This is a genomic window from Microbacterium sp. (genome assembly GCF_047607465.1).
Classification (GTDB): Bacteria; Actinomycetota; Actinomycetes; order Actinomycetales; family Microbacteriaceae; genus Microbacterium.
The window spans coordinates 1-17,579 of the sequence record NZ_JASGCY010000098.1; the positions used below are offsets into that span (position 1 = coordinate 1).

Sequence of the window (17,579 nt, forward strand, 5' to 3'; positions counted from 1 at the left end):
GCGCGCTGCGCGAGCGGGACGCGTCGCTGAACCTCGGCATCACCCTGAACTTCACGGTGGCAGACCCCGCCGACCCCGCCGAGGCGGAGGATCGCGACGCCGCCCGGCTCGTCGACGGGCAGTTCAACCGCTGGTTCCTCGACCCGATCTTCCGCGGTGCCTACCCCGATGACATCATCCGCGACCTGCGCACGGTGGATTCCTCGGCGGTCGCGCGCTGGGAACGGGCCGTGCATCCGGGCGACCTCGCCTCGATCTCCACACCCCTCGATGCGCTGGGCGTCAACTACTACCACGGCGAGCTGCTGTCGGGGACGGCCACCGCAGACCCTCCGCGCGGCGGTGAGGCGCCGACCGAACGGCCAACGGCCTCGCCCTTCCCCTCGTCCGCCGACATCCACTGGGTCGAACGCGGCCTCCCGCGCACCGGCATGGGATGGGAGGTGCAGCCCGAAGGGCTCAACCGGTTGCTGCAGCGCGTCGCCGAGGAGTACGCGCCAGGCATCCCGCTGTACGTCACCGAGAACGGCGCGGCCTACGACGACGTGGTATCGGACGACGGGCAGGTGCTCGACGCGGATCGCGCCGAGTTCTTGCGTCTGCACCTGGGCGCGGTGCTCGACGCTGCGGATGCCGGCGTCGATGTGCGCGGGTACTTCTACTGGTCGCTGCTCGACAACTACGAATGGGCTTGGGGCTACGCCAAGCGCTTCGGCATCGTGCGCGTGGAGTACGACACCCAGGAGCGCGTCGTGAAGGACTCTGGTCGGGAATACGCGCGCATCATCGCCGCCCGCGCTCTCTGAGGCTGCTGGCTCGGGGCCGCGCTGCGAACCACGCCACGACGGGTGAGAATAGGGCGATGGAAGAGAGTGCGAGGTGACGTCGTCACGGGTGACCATCGAAGAGGTCGCGGCCGCCGCAGGGGTGTCGCGCTCAACGGTGTCGCGGGTGGTCAACGGATCCACTGCGGTGAGCCCTGAAGCGCTCGCCGCCGTGAACCGGGCGATCGCCGAGATGCATTACGTGCCCAATCGGGCGGCGCGCTCGCTCGCTTCCCGGCAGACGCACGCGATCGCCCTGGTGGTGCCAGAGGAGACGACGCGGTTCTTCGGCGACCCCTTCTTCGCCGAGATCGTCTCCGGGATCACGGGTGCTCTGAGAGCATCCGACTACCTGCTCAACCTCCTGATCGCGAGCGATGATCCCGGCGACAAGGTGTCGGCGTTCGTCCGCAACGGCGGCGTCGACGGTGCGCTGATCGTCTCCCACCACACCAGCGACGTGTTCATCGACAGAATCGTCAACGCGGTGCCGGTCGTCTACGGTGGGCGCCCGGTGCGCCGCCGCGAGGGCGATTACGTCGTCGACGTCGACAACGTCGCGGGGGCACTGGTCGCCACCCGCCGGTTGATCGACATCGGCCGCACTCGGATCGCGACGATCTCCGGCCCCCTGACGATGGTGTCCTCGAACGATCGATTGCAGGGGTTTCGCACAGCGCTCGCGGATGCCGGACTCGTCCCGTTCGTGGAGGAGGAGGGCGACTACACGGAGGCGTCGGGCACCGCGGCCGCACGCCGGGTTCTCGCCGCAGGGCGGCCAGACGCGATCTTCGTCGCGAGCGACCTGATGGCGCGGGGGGCGCTGATCGCGCTGCGCAGCGCCGGCATCCGTGTTCCCGAGGACATCGCGATCGTCGGGTTCGACGACTCCACCGCCGCGCCCACGACCGAGCCGCCCCTGACGACGGTCCGTCAGCCCATGTACGCGCTCGGCGAGGCGATGGCCACTGTGCTGCTCGAACGCCTCGCCGGACGCAGCCCCGAGCGCACGACGATCCTGCCGACCGAGCTCGTGGTGCGCGCCTCGGGCTGAGCGCCCTTCGTCTCGTCGCTTCGTGGTCCCTGAGCGAGCGCAGCGAGACGAAGGGCGGTTCCTGAGCGAGCGCAGCGAGACGAAGGGCCCGCTCAGGAACCGCGAAGCGAGACGAAGGGTGCTCAGGCGCCTGTGGCGTCGCTCGTGTCGGTCCCGCGCCAGCGGGCGATCGCACCAGCCACGTGGTAGATGACGAGAGCCGCGAGAGTGCCCACCACGATCGCGCCGAGCTGGAAGGAGCCCCAGCCCATCGCGAATCCGGCGATCGCGATGACGAAGGACACCGCGACCGTGTACTGGTTCACCGGGCGCGAGAAGTCGACGCGGTTGTCGACCCAGATCTTGATGCCGATCACGCCGATGAGGCCGTAGAGCGCGGTCGTGACCCCGCCGATCACTCCTGCCGGGATCGTATTGAACACGAAGCCGACCTTCGGCGAGAACGCGAGCAGGATCGCCACGATCCCCGCCACCCAGTACGCGGCGGTCGAGTAGACGCGGGTGGCGGCCATCACGCCGATGTTCTCGCCGTACGTCGTGGTGCCCGACCCGCCGAAGGCGCCGGCGATCGTCGTCGCGATACCGTCGGCGACGAGAGCGCGGCCGGTGTTCTCGTTGATCGAGGGGTCCTCGGTCATCGTGGCGACGCCGCGCACATGCCCGACGTTCTCGGCGATCAGCACAAGGACAACCGGGAGGAACATCGGCACGAGCGTCCAGGCGGCAGCATCCGTGATCGCGGCTAGGTGGAACTCGGGGAGGCCGATCCATGGGACGTCCTGGATGCCGTCGAAGGAGAGCTGTCCGGTGAAGGCGGCCACGACGTAGCCGACGACCACTCCGAGGAAGATCGAGATGCGTCCGAGGAATCCGCGCAGCAGCACGCTGAACAGGACGACGGCGGCCAGCGTGACGGTGGCCAGCTCGGGCTGCGCCTTGAAGTTGTTCCAGGCGGCGGGGGCGAGGTTGAAGCCGATCAGCGCGACGATGGAGCCGGCGACCACGGGAGGCATGAGCCGGTCGATCCATCCGGTGCCAACGGCCTGCACGACGAAGCCGATTGCGGCGAGCAGTACGCCCACCGCCGCAACGCCGACGAGAGCCTGTGTGATCTGCTCTGCTGTCTCGAGCGTGTTGCCGCCGTTGAGCGCCGTGATCGGTGCGAGGAACGCGAACGACGACCCGAGGTAGCTGGGCAGGCGATTGCGGGTCAGCAGCAGGAACAGCAGCGTGCCGACGCCGGAGAACAGCAGCGTCGTCGTGACGGGGAAGCCGGTGATGATCGGGACCAGGAAGGTCGCTCCGAACATGGCGACGACGTGCTGGGCGCCGACGGCGATGGTGGCCGGCCAGCTCAGGCGCTCTTCGGGGGTGACGACCTGTCCGGGTGCGACGGTGCGGCCGTCTCCGTGGATTTTCCACAGGGGCATGGGTGGCTCCTCAGGGCTCGGGGGATGCTGGAGCCACCCTATCGATTCCTGGGATTCTGCTGAGTAATTTCTACCATGGTAGATCAAACGGTAGAATGGTAGACATGAGCCTCAACATCAAGAATGAGACGACGCACGAGCTGGTGCGTCGCCTCGCCGCGCTGACCGGGCAGAGCCAGACGAGTGCGGTAGAGGATGCGGTGCGGCGGCGACTGGCCGAGCTGGAGGCCGAACGCGATGAGGCAGCGCAGGGGCGACGTCGACGGATGCGTGAGTCCCTCGCGCGTCTGCAAGCGCTCCCCGATGTCGGGCCGAGTTACGAGCAGATCATGGATGACATGTACGACGAGATGGGGTTGCCCCGATGATCGTCGACACCTCTGCGTGGATGGCGATGATCCTGCGAGAGATCGAGGAGACGGCCTTCGTCGAGGCGATCGAGAACAGCACTGTGTCGATATCCGCCGCGACTCTCGTGGAGACGGAAATCGTGGTGCATGGTCGCCGAGGCGAACCAGGTCTGCTCGAACTTCGCGAGCTCCTGTCGCAGGCGGATGCACGGATCGAACCTGTCGATGCGCACCAGGCGAGAATTGCCAGCGATGCGTATCGCCGCTACGGCCGCGGCTCACAGCATCCGGCGAGGCTCAACTATGGGGATTGCTTCAGCTACGCTCTGGCGATCGCCCGCGACGAGCCGCTGCTCTTCAAGGGCGATGACTTCATCCACACCGACGTGCGCATCGCGGTGGGCGGGTAGACGGCTCAGGCCCCGAGGCGGTCGATGAGCTCGCGGTAGCGGTCGGCGGTGCGTTCGACGATGTCCGCCGGAAGCGCAGGCGGCTCGCCCTGCTTGTCCCAGTGGGCGGCGAGCCAGTCGCGCACGATCTGCTTGTCGAAGCTCGCCATCCGCTCGGCCGGGGTCGCGCCGGTGCGCCAGGCCTCGGCATCCCAATACCGCGATGAGTCGCTCGTGAGTACCTCATCGGCCAGGCGCAGGGTGCCTGCGGCATCCGTCCCGAACTCGAATTTCGTGTCGGCGAGGATCACGCCCGCGTTCTCCGCGATCGCGGCCGCGCGGGCGTAAACGGCGAGCGAGGCGTCGCGCAGCTCGGCCGCGCGCTCCGCGCCGACGAGCTCGACCGTCTTCTCGAAGGTGATGTTCTCGTCGTGTTCGCCCATCGGGGCCTTGTAGGCAGGGGTGAACAGCGGCTCTGGTAGCCGGTCGCCGTTGCGCAGGCCGGCTGGCAGCGGGATGCCGCAGACGGTTCCGCTCTGCTGGTACTCGGCCCACCCGGATCCGGTGATGTATCCCCGAACGACGCATTCGACTGGCAGCATCTCGAGCGACTGCGCGAGCATGGCGCGGTCGGAGACGGATGCCGGCAGCTCGCCCTCGGCGAGGTGATTCGGCACGTCCGGCAGTTGTGCGAACCACCAGCGGCTGAGCCTGGTGAGCAGGGCGCCCTTCTCGGGGATGCCGGGGGAGAGCACGACATCGAAGGCGCTCACCCGGTCGGATGCGACCACGAGGATGCGGGTGTCGTCTGCGTCATCCGAGGCGTACAGGTCGCGGACCTTGCCCGAGTACACGTGCCGCCAGCCGGGGATGTTCAGTGCTTCGCTCACTCGACCATTATCGCGGTCCGGTGTGTGGTGGTGCGGCATCCTGTCCCCCGCCCCCCGGCACACTTGCACGACCCGGGAACAGTTGCACGACCATACGCCCGATGCCGTCGTGCATCCGTACCCGGGTCGTGCATCCGTACCCGGGTCGTGCATCCGTACCGGCCGTACCCGCCCCGTCATCCCGGGCCCGTCCCCGCCCCGGCCCGTCCCCGTCCCCGTCCCCCCGTCCCCGTCCCCGTCCCGTCCGCATGCCGAAATCCCGTCTGCAGGTCCAAAAACGGGATGGGGACCTGCAGACGGGAATCGAGCATGCAGACGGGACGAGACGAGACGGAACGGGAGCGGGTTGCGACGGAAGTCAGTGTGCGTTCAGCACTGCCCAGGCGATGAGGTTGTCGAGGCGGCGCACGTCGACTCCTCTGGCGAGTTTGACCTTGATGTGGCCCGCCTTCGTCCACAGCTCGAGCTCGGAGTTCCAGTCCAGTGTTCCCGCGTTCTCAGATGACCACATCAGAATCGACGAATACGGCAGCGAGTAGATCTCGCTCATCCGAAACGGATTTCGTTTTGTTCTCGGAGTCGACCCGCAGATAGAAATCGTCGGAGAGGCCGCTGACGGCGCAGCGGCGGTGGCGCTCGTGCGTCTCCGCCGACCGGATGTGGCGTTGATGGATGTAGCGATGCCGGGTGTGGACGGAATCGACGCCACTGCGGCGATCGTTGCGGAGTCGTCCACGCGTGTTCTCGCGATGACGAGCATAGATGCCGAGGGGCAGCTCGTTCGCATGATGCACGCTGGAGCGAGCGGTTATCTGATGAAAGACGAATCGCCGGAGCGGATCATCGAAGCCGTGCACCGCACCGCACAGGGCGATATCGCGATGTCGGCGCACAGCATGGCGCAGCTGGTGCGAAGGGTCATCGAAGGTGAAGGCGGCACGGGTCGCCAGCAAGCGGCATCGCGAATCGCCGATCTCACCGATCGCGAGCGTGGAGTCGCGGAACGGGTCGCTTCGGGCGCGACCAATCACGAGATCGGTGCTGCGCTGCATATCTCACCGGGCACAGTGAAGACGCACCTCGAACAGGTCTACTCGAAACTCGGAGTGCGTGGGCGAGTGCAGGTGGGCGTCATTTTTGAACGAGCAGGCCTGGGTCCCGCGGAGATCTGACACGGTGGTGAGGCGTTCCGTCCTCCGTCGAGACCGCGGGCGCCGGCCAGATCGCCAGCCGCATTCCCTCTCGTGGCGGCCCTGAGGGCGACCGATATGCTGGGTCCAACGGGCGCAGATCCCGGGGGAGTTGCCTGAGGGGGCATCATGTCGGTTAGAGCCGTTGACGGTACGCGTGTGCGCAAGCCTGGTCGAATCATCCAGGCGGTGCTGGCCGCTCTGCTCGCTCTTGCGATCCCGATGGCGACGGCTAGTCCCGCCGCCGCGGCCGGCAACGGGGTGCTGACCGTGACGGTGGAGCCGGTGCTGCCTGCCGACGGAAGCCCGCAGACCTGGGCCGGCGGCACCGGGTACGGAACCGGAACGGGCCTCGGCCTTCGCATCTCCTACTCGTGCAGCAACGACAACTGCGACGGCTCGATCGTGCGGATCGCGCCGGCGCCGAAGGATCCCACCTACGGCGTGTACCAGCACCTGATCTACAACAACTGGACCGCGCCGTTCGTTGGTGCGACGATCTCAGGCACTGCGGCGGCCGGCTACGCCATCAACCTCGGCGATCTCGCGGCGGGGGCTGCTGGTAGCTTCCAGGTCAACTACACCTGGGAAGCGCTCGGCTTCGCCGGTCACGGCATCTACACGATGCGGGATGCGCAGTTCTGGCCCAACGGCACACCCCTGAGCATGACGGTCACGGCGGAGTCCACGTCGATCTCCAACGACCCGAATACCCCGGCAACCCTGGATGACCGGACGGCGACGGTGGAGTGGCGCTCGACGATCATCAACCCGGGCCTCTCGCTGAGCAACCCCGGATCGAGGGATGCTGGCACACAGGTCCAGTACGGCATCACGATGCACAGTGGATGCCTGCCGATCCGCGAGTCTGCGCCGAAGGGCGACGCGCGTTATACCTGCGCGAAGAGCTACACCGTGGTGCACCACCTCGACCCCCGCGCGACCTATGTGAGCGCGACCGGCGGCGGGGTCTATGACGCGGCGACGCACACGGTGACCTGGACTATGGCTCCCGCACCCGGGCGGCAGGAGCCGGCGGCCGGATGGTACCTGCCGGGCAACTCGAGCAAGTACGGCCCGCGGTACGTCACGGTGACCTACCCTCCTGAGGCGTTCTCGCCGAGCGGCACCGACACCGACTACTGCAACTTCACCGAGCCCGTCACGACCTCGGTCGATTTGACGATGATCTACCTCGGCGCCGGTGGCATGGCCGACAACTCGAATGTGCGCACGGCGATGTCGACGCAGACGCACAACGTCTCCTGCATCCGCCCCTTCGCCAAGGCGATCTTCAACCACAAGGCCTCCACCTACGACGGCCCGGCCCGCATCTCCGGCGACTCGCCGGTGGTCGTCCAGCCGGCGGCAGAGCTCAACCGTCACTACTGGGAGATCTCGGTCGGCAACCAGGCCAACGTGTCCGGCGTCGCGGTGATCGAGGACGACCTCGATGTCGAGGGCGCTCTCGTCGACCAGATCATCGCCTACGCGCCGGGCTCCAGCGTCGCCTGGCCCCAGGCGCGCATCGACTGGGAGCTGGATGACGGAACGACCGGTTTCTCGATGGGCACCGCGACGGCTCCGGCGGGGCGTCGCTTCGTGCACATGTCGGTGACCTCCGGCGAGCTCCCAGCGGCGAACCAGCTGCAGACGGGCACAGCGCAGAAGGCGATCACGGTGCGCGCGTACTATGCGGTCGCCGCCGACGCCCCGGTGGGCCAGACACGCAGCAACACCGCGACCGCGCGGATGACCTACCCGGACTACCCGACGCTGTCGGATGTGGTGCTGAACCCCCAGACGCACGACCTGCTCTATCTCGCGCCCTTCGGCCGCGGTGTGCTCAGCAAGTCCAGCACGAACTCCGGCACGGCGGGGCAGATCATTCCGCCGTCCACGGGCACGGCGACCCACTACTGGTCGATCGTCGTTCGCAACACCGGCAACGTGCCCGCCCAGGCCGTCATCGAAGACACCGGCCTCGACGGTCGCCCGGTGAAGGTCACGTACATCACGCATACGGGGAACAACCACGTCAACACCCCTGCCGCGACTGTCGAGTACACCCTGAATACGGGCGTGACCGGAACCGCTGCGATTCCCTTCACGGCGCCGACGGGCACCTGGATCACCGCCGTGCGGGCGACGACGGGAATGCTGCAGCCGGTCAACGCCACGACCGCGCAGAACACGCTGACCTCGTACTACGAGCTGCGCCTGGCCTACAACGTGACGGCGGCCACCCCTGACGGAAGCTGGACCAACACCGCCTCGGCGAAGCTGACCTACCCCAACATGGGCGTCGCCGATGTCGTGCTGCCGGATGCCACCTTCACCGTCACCTACGGCAACGCCGATCTGCGGCCGCGCCTCGCCGCGCAGTTCGTCGGCTCGCCGGTCGTCGAGGGCGGCGGCCTGGCCGTGCCGGGTCGCGATGTGACCTACCAGGTGCGCGGTACGAGCTCGCTCGTGCCTGAGGGCGAGGTCTTCAACCCGCAGTACGTGTTCCTCGCCCCGCCGAACTGGGAGGTCGTCGACGGATCCGCCTCCTTCGCCGCCGGCACCGTGCCCGCCGGTGTCACCTTCAGCTACCGCACCGTGACGATCTCGGGCGTTGCCCGCAGCCTCGTCGTGGCCAGCTGGCCTGCGGGCACGAACTTCGGCGCCAACGCCACCCTGCCGACCATGACGGTCAAGGCTCAGCCGACGTTCTCCGCACTGAGCGGCAGCGCCGGGGTCGCGAGCGCATGGGTCGGCGAGGCCGACCACAACTGGACCACGACCCAGGCCGTCTACACGGGCGCCGTCACGGACGCCTCGGATGTCGACGCAGACGGTGTGGCGACCGAGGGCTTCGCCACGGTGAACTCGTCGGGCGTCACGGTCGGCGCCGCCGCGCGCATGGAGGTCATCAAGGAGATCTGCTTCCCGGATGCGAGTCTGCCCGGCGGCTGCGACTGGATCTCCGAACCGGGCTCCCTCGTCGGCGTCAACCCGACGGCCAGCAACATCACCTACCGGGTGCGCATCGTCAACTCCGGCAACATGCCGCTGACGAACCTCGTGGCCTACGACGTTCTGCCCTACATCGGCGACATGGGCACGAGCACCGCGCTGGCCTCGACGCCGCGCGGCAGCACCTTCCAGGAGGTGCTGAACTCGGTCACCGCCTCGAGTGGAGTGAGCCTGGCGTTCTCCGGCAGTACGAACCCGTGCCGTGCCCAGGTCAACCCGGGCGCCGTCGGCTGTGTCAACGACTGGACAGCCGGAACCGCCGCACAGGACGATGCGCAGTCGATCCGCGCGACCGCGACCGCCACGCTCGCCCCCGGCAGCGAGGTCTCCTTCCAGTACGCGGCCAAGGTCGTGCCTGGCGCGGCCGTCGACGCGGTGGCGTGCAACTCGGTCGCCGCGAAGGCCGACCAGGTGGGCATCCCTGCCGAGCCGCAGCCGGTCTGTGCGACGACGCAGCAGGCCGACCTGCAGCTGACCGTGCCGGCCCGCCTGCCGCTGCAGATCGACCGGCCGGGCGTCGTGCCCTTCACGGTCGTCAACGCAGGCCCCTCGGCGCTCGCCCCGGCGATCGTCAACGTCGAGATCCCGGCGGGAATGCGCGTCACCGGACTGACCCCGGCCGGTTGGTCCTGCACCGTTCCTGGCGCGACCCAGACGGGCCCGGTGACCCTGACCTGCACCGCGCAGACAGTCGATGGTGCGCCGCGACTGCTGGCCGAGGACGTCCCCGACGCCCTCGACATCCCGGTGGTGCCCACCTCGGGTGACGAGGTCTGCGTCGACGGCACAGTGCACGGTCCGATGTTCGACCCCGACCTCGACAACAACGACGCGAGCGGATGCTTCGCGATCGCCGCGGGGCGGCCCCAGTTGCACGTGCAGAAGGACGACGGGCGCACCGCGGCGATGCGCGGCGACGAGTACACCTACACGATCACCCTCACCAACGGGCTCGTCGGGGAGCCGGTCGCCGACGCGACGCTCACCGACGAGCTGCCGGCCGGGCTCGTGTACGTCTCCTCCTCCGACGGCGGTGCCTACTCCGGCGGGGTCGTCACCTGGACCGGGATCGACCTGGCTCCCGCAGGCACCGCCAGCGGTGACGGTGACGTCGCAACCGGCGGTGCCGGCTCCTCGGTGACGAGGACGGTGACCGTGCGGGTCGCGGATGACGCGACCGGCACGATCGAGAACGTCGCCAAGGCCGAGGCACCCGATCCCTACGACTCCTTCGCGGTGGTCACGGGCGAGGACTCGGACACCGACGACCTGTTGCTGTACTCGATCGAGAAGACCGCCAACGCTCCCGCTGAGGGCGTCTACGCCGGCGATGAGGTGACCTACACCGTCACCCTGACCAACGAGGGCACCGCCGAGCTGCCGAGCGCGACCATCCGCGATGTGCTGACGGACGTGCTCGACGACGCCGCCTTCGTATCCGGCTCCGCATCGATCACCGTGACCGGATCGGCCCCCGCGACGCTCCCGAACCCCGCAGGCGGCGAGCTGAGCTGGACGGGTGCCGTCCCCGAGAACGGCACGGCGGTGCTGAGCTACCGGGTCACGGTGGGCGATGGCGGCGACGGCATCCTCGCGAACACCGCGTTCACTTCGAGTGCCTCCGGCTGCGACGCCGTGACCGGCCTCGCCGCTGACGGTGCGCCCTGCGCGAGCACCAGCAACCGCTTCGGCCCGACCGTGGCCAAGTCGGTGGGCTCGCTGCAGCAGAACGACGACGGCACCTGGACGATCGTGTACGACGTTCAGGTCGTGAACAACGACCCGGGCAACGCTGTTTCGTACGCGCTCTCGGATGGGCTGCGTTTCGGTGCAGGGATCACGCCCGACACGGCGCAGGTCACAACGGCCCCCGCGGGCGTGGCACCCCAGGCCTGGACGGGTTCGGGAGCGGTGACCGACACGGTGACCCTGCCTGCCGGCGCGACCCACTCCTACCAGTTGACCGTCGTCGCAGACGCCGGTGAGATCGCAGGCACTGCCGCTGCGGCCTGCATCGACGGCGCGGCGGGCGGATTCGGCAACCTCGCCTCGATCCAGCTGCCCAGCGGCCGGACAGTGACCAGCGAGGCCTGTGCCGAGCCGATCGCGCCGACGGTGACGAAGGTCGCCGGGGCGAGCACTCAGCGCGCCGACGGCTCCTGGCAGACCGTGTACGACATCGTCGTCGCGGCCCCTGCCGAGTCGCAGGCATCCGAGCTCGCCTACACCCTGGATGACGCCTTCGACCTGCCCGCAGGAGTGACCGTCGTCGACGTGCTCGTGGAGGCTCCTGCGGGTGCCGACGTGAACCCCGGATTCGACGGGGTCGCCGACACGGCGCTGCTCGCCGGCGTTGACCGTGTGACAGCGGGTTCGTCTCGCAGCTTCACCGTGACGCTGGTGACCGAGGTCCCGGCCGGGGCGGTGACCGGCTCCGAGCTGGCCTGCGCGCCCGCTGGTACCGGCGGCTACGCGAACACGGTGAGCCTGCTCGCCGGCGGCAGCGACGTCGTCTCCGATGAAGCATCCGCTTGTGCTGCGATCGTGGCAGAGCCGATGCCGCACATCGTCAAGAGCCTGCAGAGCAGCTCGGTGGATGCCGTGACCGGGGACTGGACGCTCGTGTACCGCATCGCGGTGAGCAACCCCGACGCCTCGTACTCGACCGAGTACGACCTCGAAGACGAACAGCAGTTCGGTGCCGGCGTGAGCATCGTCAGCGCCGCGATCGATTCCGGATCGCCGAGTTGGGATGGCACCGCCGACACCGTCATCGCCCAGGATGTGGCGCTGGCGGCCGGCGCGACCGACGTCTACGAGGTGACCGTCGTGGCGACTCCGCCCGCGGTCGTCGACGATTCCAACGACGCCGCGATGGACTGCCGGATCGATGCAGGCGAAACCGGGACGGGCTTCTTGAACGTCGCGACGGTGACGAGCGGGATGCTGTCATCGAGTGCATCCGCCTGTGAGGCGGCGACCGACCCGAGCGTGGTCAAGCGCGTTGTCGGCGAGCCTGTGCAGGATCCGGCGACGGGCCTGTGGGAGATCGAGTACGAGGTCGTGGTGACCAACCGCTCGACCACGACCGCAGCAGGCGGCACTCCGTACAGCCTGAACGACGAATTCGGCTTCCCCGCAGGGACCGTCGTGCGCTCCGTCGACGTCACCGGTCCCGGTACGGTCAACCCCGACTTCGACGGCGACACCGACACGGCGCTGGCCACGGGGTCGATCGAGGCGGCGGTGGACGATGCCACACCGACACGGCACACCTACACGGTGACAGTGGTCTTCGAGGCCGTTACCGCTCTGGCGCCGCAGACTCGCCTCTGCGCTGCCGACCAGGGGTCGGGTGGTCTTCGCAACGAGACCGAGATCGTCGTCGGCAGCAGGACGACAGCCGCTGTCGCCTGCACCGACGCCCCGGAGGCCCCCGTCCTCGGCGTCGCCAAAGACATCGTCAGTCAGCATCAGCTGCCCGACGGCACCTGGTCGGTGACCTACCAGATCACGGTCGCCAACCCGAGCCCGAGCATCGCTGCCCTCTATGACCTCGCCGACGAGTTCGCGTTCGGCGAGGGGATCGTCCTCGACCAGGGTGCGACGGTCCCGGTGCGGCCGGCCGGCGTGATCGTGGACCCGAGCTGGGACGGCGAGGGGAACGTCACCCTCGTCGAAGATGTCGTGCTCGGCGGGGGCGCCACCCACCAGTACCGGGTGAACGCGATCGTGGACTCAGGATCGATACGCGGCACGGACGCTGCGGGCGACTGTGTGCTCGCGGCCGGCGAAGAGGGCACCGGGTTCTCCAACGAGGTCAGCCTGACCGCAGGCGACACCGAGAGCGAGGCGACGGCCTGCGCGAGCGCCGTCGACCCTGCCGTGACGAAGTCGGTCAACGGCGCACCGGTGCGCAACGCCGACGGCACCTGGACGGTGAGCTACGTGGTCACCGTGACGAACCCTTCGAGCACCGTTGGCCTGAGCTACGAGCTGCGCGACGAGCTGTCCTTCCCGAGCGGAACGGTCATCGAGCAGACGACAGCGACCGGCCGCACCGGAGCGCCGACGACCTCCGCGACCTGGGACGGCACCACCGACCTCGTCGTGGTGCCGGCCGGAGCAACACTGCCTGCCGGCGCGGTGCACGTCTTCGACGTCTCGGTCACGGCTGCTCTCCCGGCTGACCAGACCTCGGTCGACGCCGGCTGGCTCAACCGCGCACTGGTCGCTTCGAGCACTGGCGGAGTGGTGGAGTCCGAGGATGAGACCGCAGCCGACATCGACCTGCCCGAGCTTCACGTGTCCAAATCCTCGGACGCCACGGGTGTGGTGCGCATCGGCGATCAGGTGACCTACACGGTCGTCGTCGAGAACGTCGGCGAGGGTGACTTCACCTCGACGTACCCGGCGGAGGTGTGGGATGACCTCTCTGGCGTCCTGGACGATGCGACCCTGGGTGAGGTGACGGTGGATACCGCCGATGGTGCGCTGACAACGCCTTCGGGCTACATCAACTGGTCGGGCCCGCTCGCTTCTGGTGCCTCGGTGACTCTGGAGTACACGGTGACGGTGACGGCGGAGGGCGACCAGTCGCTCGAAAACGCCGCATTCGTGGCCGCTCCTTCGACGACGACGCCGGCCACCCCGGATCCCTGCGTCCCCGGCGCCTGCTCGTCGACGTCCTCGGCGCTGTCGGGCTTCCAGATCGAGAAGTTCGTGAGCGCGGGGGTGGTCGCTGCCGGCGACACTGTCGACTACGAGGTGGTGTACACCAACACCGGCCAGGTCGATGTGGCGGACGCGACCTTCACTGACGACCTTTCTGAGGTGCTGGACGACGCTGTGCTCGACGGGGAGATCACCGCCAGCAGCGGCGCGATCACCGCGAGCGGAGACGGCTTCGTCTGGGACGGTTCACTCGCCGCGGGCGAATCGGTCACGGTGACCTACAGCGTGATCGTGAATGCGTCGCTCACCGGAGATCGGATGCTGACGAACCGGGCGACCGCGGATGAAGACTTCGCGACGCGCTGGCCCGGCGGTGTCTGCCCGGATTCCGCGGATTCGTGCGCGGCGCCGCCGCGGACGGCCGAGGTGCAGACTGCGGTGCGTTCGCTCGCCTTCACCAAGGTCGCAGATGCGGCCGTGACGACATTCGGTCAGACCATCGCCTATACGGTCACCGTCACCAACCTCGGTGCCACGGACTTCACCGAAGACGACCCGGCGACCGTCGTCGACACCCTTGCCGGAGTGCTCGACGACGCCCGCTACAACGGTGACGCCACGGCATCCGCCGGTACGGTCTCCTACTCGTCGCCCACGTTGAGTTGGAGCGGCCCGCTCGCGGCCGGCGCGACCGCGACGATCCGATACACCGTGACGGTCAAGGACACCCCGACCGGCGATGCGGACCTGGATAACGTGATCGGCCTCGATGCCTTCACGGGAGACCCGGACACGCTGTCGGCCTGCGGCGAGGCGCCGACCGACAACGCGCAGACGCACTGTGTGGTCCGGGTGCGGCTGCAGCCGCTGGCCGTCACGGGAGGCACGCTGAACCCGGTGCTCGTGCCGCTGGGCCTGCTGCTGGCACTCGGCGGTGCTCTTGTCCTGCTCGCTCGCCGGCGAGCGCGCACTGCTCTCGTCGACCAACGACCGGCTCTGTCTCACGTCGATCGTTGAGCGAGGACGTGCGCGCGGGGTGATGGGCTTTGTCATGCGGTGAGACGTTGTTGTGGGGTTCTTGGTGGCTGTCTTAGGTTTGTGGGGTGGGCTTGTTTTCGGGGGATGCGGCGGCGGATGAGGCTCTCGCGCGGGTGGGGGAGCAGATCGCGGCGGCTCAGCGTGTTGCTGAGCGTGCTCAACGGTTTCAGTCGGATGTTGATGCGGTGCGGGGTCGTGCTGTTTCGCCGCGTGGTGATGTGACTGTTGTCGTTGATGCGTCGGGGCGGCTTGTTGATCTCGCGCTCTCGGAGCGTGCGGGAGAGTTGCGGCCGGCGGATCTGGCCCGTTCGATCGTTGATACGGCGAACAAGGCGCGGGTGCGGGCTGGAGAGCAGGCTGTCGCTGTTGCTGTGGAGGCTTTCGGTGAGGACTCGGGGGTTGTGGCGCGTTTGCGGAGCGAAGTTGACGAGCATGCGCCGGAGCCGGGGTCTCAGGTTTCGTGGTGATGGTGGTGTGCTGCTGCCGGTTCGGGGGAGGGTGTCGTGGCGGTGGCTGATCGTATTGTCGTCGACGTTGATGATCTTCGTGCGCATGCGTCGCGTGTGCAGCGGGTCGCTTCCGATGTCGAGGCCGCGGCGGATGCTGCTCGGGTGGTGTCGGTGGGTGGTGAGGCGTTCGGGGTGTTGTGTGCGTTTCTTGCGCCGCCCGCGTCGCTCGCTTCGGGTCTTGTCGGTGAGGCGATCGGTGAGGTGTCTGCTCTGATCGCTCGGAGCGCTGTCGAGCTTCGAGCGGTGGGGGAGGATTTCGAGGCTGTTGAAGCGCGGAATGTGGAGCTCATCCGCCAGCTCGAGGAGATGCTCGGGTGAGTAATCCGCTTGTCGCTGACGCGATCGACACGGCGACCCCCTTCAGTGGGGCTGGGATCCTTGACTCTGGTGAGCAGTTGGCGGGCGCGATCCGTTCTGGTGACTGGGTGCAAGGCACGGTGGCTGGTGTCGGTGTCGCGTTGGACACGGCCGCGACGGTCATCGACCCGCTTGGTTCGCTGATCGGTGCGGGGTTGGGGTGGCTCATCGATCACCTTGAACCGTTGAAGGGCTGGTTCAACGATTTCACCGGTGACGCGGGTCAGGTTGCGGCGTTCGGTCAGACGTGGGCGAACATCAGCGACCAGCTCGAAGACGCCCAGCATGAGCTCAACCGTATCCTCGCGGATGTCGATCACCTGCATGGGGAGACGATCGACGCGTATGTGCGGTTCCAACGCGAGACCGCGCAGCATCTGGGTGTGGCCGCGTCGTGGGCTGACGCGATGTCGACCGGTTTGCAGGTCGCGGGCACGATCGTGCAGATCGTGCACGATGTGGTCCGTGATGTGCTCTCGCAACTGGTCGGCTCGATCATTTCGTGGGCGGCGGAAGCGATCTTCACTCTGGGGCTTGCGACCCCGGCGATCGTTGCTCAGGTCTCAACGAGGGTCGCGTCGTTGGCGACGAAGGTCGGTCGCAGTGTCACCGACGCGCTTTCGTCGTGCAAGGCCCTCGCGCGCCTGCTCGATCAACTCTCCACGCTCATGCGGCACGCGGCTGATGTGTACGCGACCGCGCTGCGCAAGACGCAAAAAGCCGTCCACAACGCGCAGGAAGCCGTCATCGGGCTTCCCGGGATCCGCCGCCTCGACCCTCGCCGCACGGACCTGATCGACAACATGACCCGGTGGGCAGACGACGCGAACATCCCCGGCTACAAACCCTTCGGCAACCTCACCCCCACAGACTTCATCGACACCCACCTCAAACAGTTCGATCAGGTCGGCCGTCCATGGTGGCGTTTCCCGCTCGACGACGGGTTCGACCCGGCAGTGCCACGCGTGCCGGCGAATCAGATCCTCAAACCCGGGGACGAGATCACACGAATCTCGGTCGATTCCCCGGTCGATGACACAGGAAAGTTCGCGGCCCCGAAAGACACATCGTTCACCGATCTCAGCCTTCCGCCGGACCGTCTGGGGCCGGACTACGGGTCGTACACGTTGCGGTTGAAACCGGGAATGGTTCTCCCGGATGAAGTGGTCTTTGGTCGTATTGCACCAGGATTCGAACAGCGCGGGAAAGGCCTACAATATTTCTTTCCCGGTGGGATAAACAAGTGGCTGGACTATTTCGATATTGTTGAGTGACGGGAAGGTCGGATTGTGATCGGCGATGAAGTGCCGCGTACATACGAGGAGCTTGAGGCTCGTGTAGCGGCGAAGCTGCGTGATCCGCGGAGTCTTCACTACTTCATCAGTTGTGTGCGGGCGGGTACTCCGCTTTCACCGACAAGCATCACGTTGATAAGGCATCGTGGTGGGCGTTTCACTGCTACTCGCGGGGACGATCGTGACAGTGTCGAGCCGGTGCTGGACGATGCTGGTGAGCCGATGGTGTTTCCCGACGAGGCTGCCGCGTGCGCATGGGCGTGGGAGAAACTCAAGAACGTCGGCAATCGCTTCCCGAAACTCACTCCCGAGCAGGAGGCGCGAGGGGCGGCGAGTGGCGCCGCGCAGCGTGCTCGCGCGGAGAAGATCCTCGGCGTGAAGTTCACTCGGGACTAGTTTTCGTGAGTGATTCGGTGCCGCGGACGTGTGAGGATAGGGACTGCTGCACGGATAGGTGACAGGTTGTAGTCACGCCGCCAGTGCGGCGGTCGTGTTCATGATGGTCTCGAACTCGATGGGCGTCAAACGGCCCAGGCGGCGCTGGCGTCGGCGACGGTGGTA

12 protein-coding genes and 1 pseudogene are annotated in these 17,579 nt (G+C 67.6%); 10 read left to right on the top strand and 3 right to left on the bottom strand.

Going from position 1 to position 17,579, the window contains the following annotated elements; translation table 11 throughout:
• The coding region (locus tag QM568_RS14185; protein WP_415139828.1) for a glycoside hydrolase family 1 protein at positions 1 to 806 on the top strand (806 nt) is incomplete at its 5' end.
• Between the two features lie 73 nt (positions 807 to 879).
• Positions 880 to 1,878, top strand: coding sequence for a LacI family DNA-binding transcriptional regulator (locus tag QM568_RS14190; protein WP_415139829.1), 999 nt, complete (start codon positions 880 to 882; stop codon positions 1,876 to 1,878).
• Between the two features lie 122 nt (positions 1,879 to 2,000).
• Here the strand turns inward: QM568_RS14190 and QM568_RS14195 are convergent, their stop codons facing one another.
• Entirely contained in the window at positions 2,001 to 3,308 is a 1,308-nt protein-coding gene (locus QM568_RS14195) for a uracil-xanthine permease family protein (RefSeq protein ID WP_415139830.1), read from the bottom strand.
• A gap of 104 nt (positions 3,309 to 3,412) precedes the next feature.
• Here QM568_RS14195 and QM568_RS14200 point away from each other — a divergent pair, with 104 nt between their 5' ends.
• Both QM568_RS14200 and QM568_RS14205 read left to right on the top strand, forming a co-directional pair.
• Positions 3,413 to 3,676 carry a type II toxin-antitoxin system VapB family antitoxin gene (locus tag QM568_RS14200; RefSeq protein ID WP_415139831.1) on the top strand — a complete coding sequence of 88 codons (264 nt, stop codon included), beginning with the start codon at positions 3,413 to 3,415 and terminating at the stop codon, positions 3,674 to 3,676.
• Positions 3,673 to 4,068, top strand: coding sequence for a type II toxin-antitoxin system VapC family toxin (locus tag QM568_RS14205; protein ID WP_415139832.1), 396 nt, complete (start codon positions 3,673 to 3,675; stop codon positions 4,066 to 4,068). The genes QM568_RS14200 and QM568_RS14205 overlap by 4 nt, the downstream gene beginning before the upstream one ends.
• A gap of 5 nt (positions 4,069 to 4,073) precedes the next feature.
• On the opposite strand, the gene QM568_RS14210 is transcribed toward QM568_RS14205, so the two are convergent.
• Positions 4,074 to 4,976 carry a phosphoribosylaminoimidazolesuccinocarboxamide synthase gene (locus QM568_RS14210; protein WP_415139833.1) on the bottom strand — a complete coding sequence of 301 codons (903 nt, stop codon included), beginning with the start codon at positions 4,974 to 4,976 and terminating at the stop codon, positions 4,074 to 4,076.
• A 319-nt stretch (positions 4,977 to 5,295) separates the two neighbouring features.
• Positions 5,296 to 5,481, bottom strand: a pseudogene (locus QM568_RS14215) (PH domain-containing protein); the annotation flags it as partial.
• Positions 5,482 to 5,533: 52 nt separating this feature from the next.
• On the opposite strand from QM568_RS14215, the gene QM568_RS14220 reads away from it, so the two are divergent.
• From QM568_RS14220 to QM568_RS14245, 6 genes are all read left to right on the top strand, one after another.
• A complete protein-coding gene (locus QM568_RS14220) occupies positions 5,534 to 6,109 on the top strand; it encodes a response regulator (protein WP_415139838.1) in 576 nt (191 codons plus the stop codon).
• A 147-nt stretch (positions 6,110 to 6,256) separates the two neighbouring features.
• Positions 6,257 to 14,836: a hypothetical protein gene (locus tag QM568_RS14225; protein WP_415139834.1), complete on the top strand. Its 8,580-nt coding sequence runs from the start codon at positions 6,257 to 6,259 to the stop codon at positions 14,834 to 14,836.
• A 206-nt stretch (positions 14,837 to 15,042) separates the two neighbouring features.
• Entirely contained in the window at positions 15,043 to 15,324 is a 282-nt protein-coding gene (locus tag QM568_RS14230) for a YbaB/EbfC family nucleoid-associated protein (protein ID WP_415139839.1), read from the top strand.
• Between the two features lie 36 nt (positions 15,325 to 15,360).
• Positions 15,361 to 15,684: a type VII secretion target gene (locus QM568_RS14235; RefSeq protein ID WP_415139835.1), complete on the top strand. Its 324-nt coding sequence runs from the start codon at positions 15,361 to 15,363 to the stop codon at positions 15,682 to 15,684.
• On the top strand, positions 15,681 to 16,997 hold the full coding sequence (locus QM568_RS14240) for a TNT domain-containing protein (protein WP_415139836.1): 1,317 nt from the start codon (positions 15,681 to 15,683) through the stop codon (positions 16,995 to 16,997). The genes QM568_RS14235 and QM568_RS14240 overlap by 4 nt, the downstream gene beginning before the upstream one ends.
• 15 nt (positions 16,998 to 17,012) lie before the next feature.
• Entirely contained in the window at positions 17,013 to 17,414 is a 402-nt protein-coding gene (locus tag QM568_RS14245; protein WP_415139837.1) for a hypothetical protein, read from the top strand.
• Positions 17,415 to 17,579 lie beyond the last annotated feature (165 nt).

Bases quoted from the DNA above. Each gene is read 5' to 3' on its own strand.
- QM568_RS14210 (WP_415139833.1), bottom strand. From the start codon at position 4,976: ATGCCGCACCACCACACACCGGACCGCGATAATGGTCGAGTGAGCGAA.
- QM568_RS14225 (WP_415139834.1), top strand. From the start codon at position 6,257: ATGTCGGTTAGAGCCGTTGACGGTACGCGTGTGCGCAAGCCTGGTCGA.
- QM568_RS14195 (WP_415139830.1), bottom strand. From the start codon at position 3,308: ATGCCCCTGTGGAAAATCCACGGAGACGGCCGCACCGTCGCACCCGGA.
- QM568_RS14205 (WP_415139832.1), top strand. From the start codon at position 3,673: ATGATCGTCGACACCTCTGCGTGGATGGCGATGATCCTGCGAGAGATC.
- QM568_RS14200 (WP_415139831.1), top strand. From the start codon at position 3,413: ATGAGCCTCAACATCAAGAATGAGACGACGCACGAGCTGGTGCGTCGC.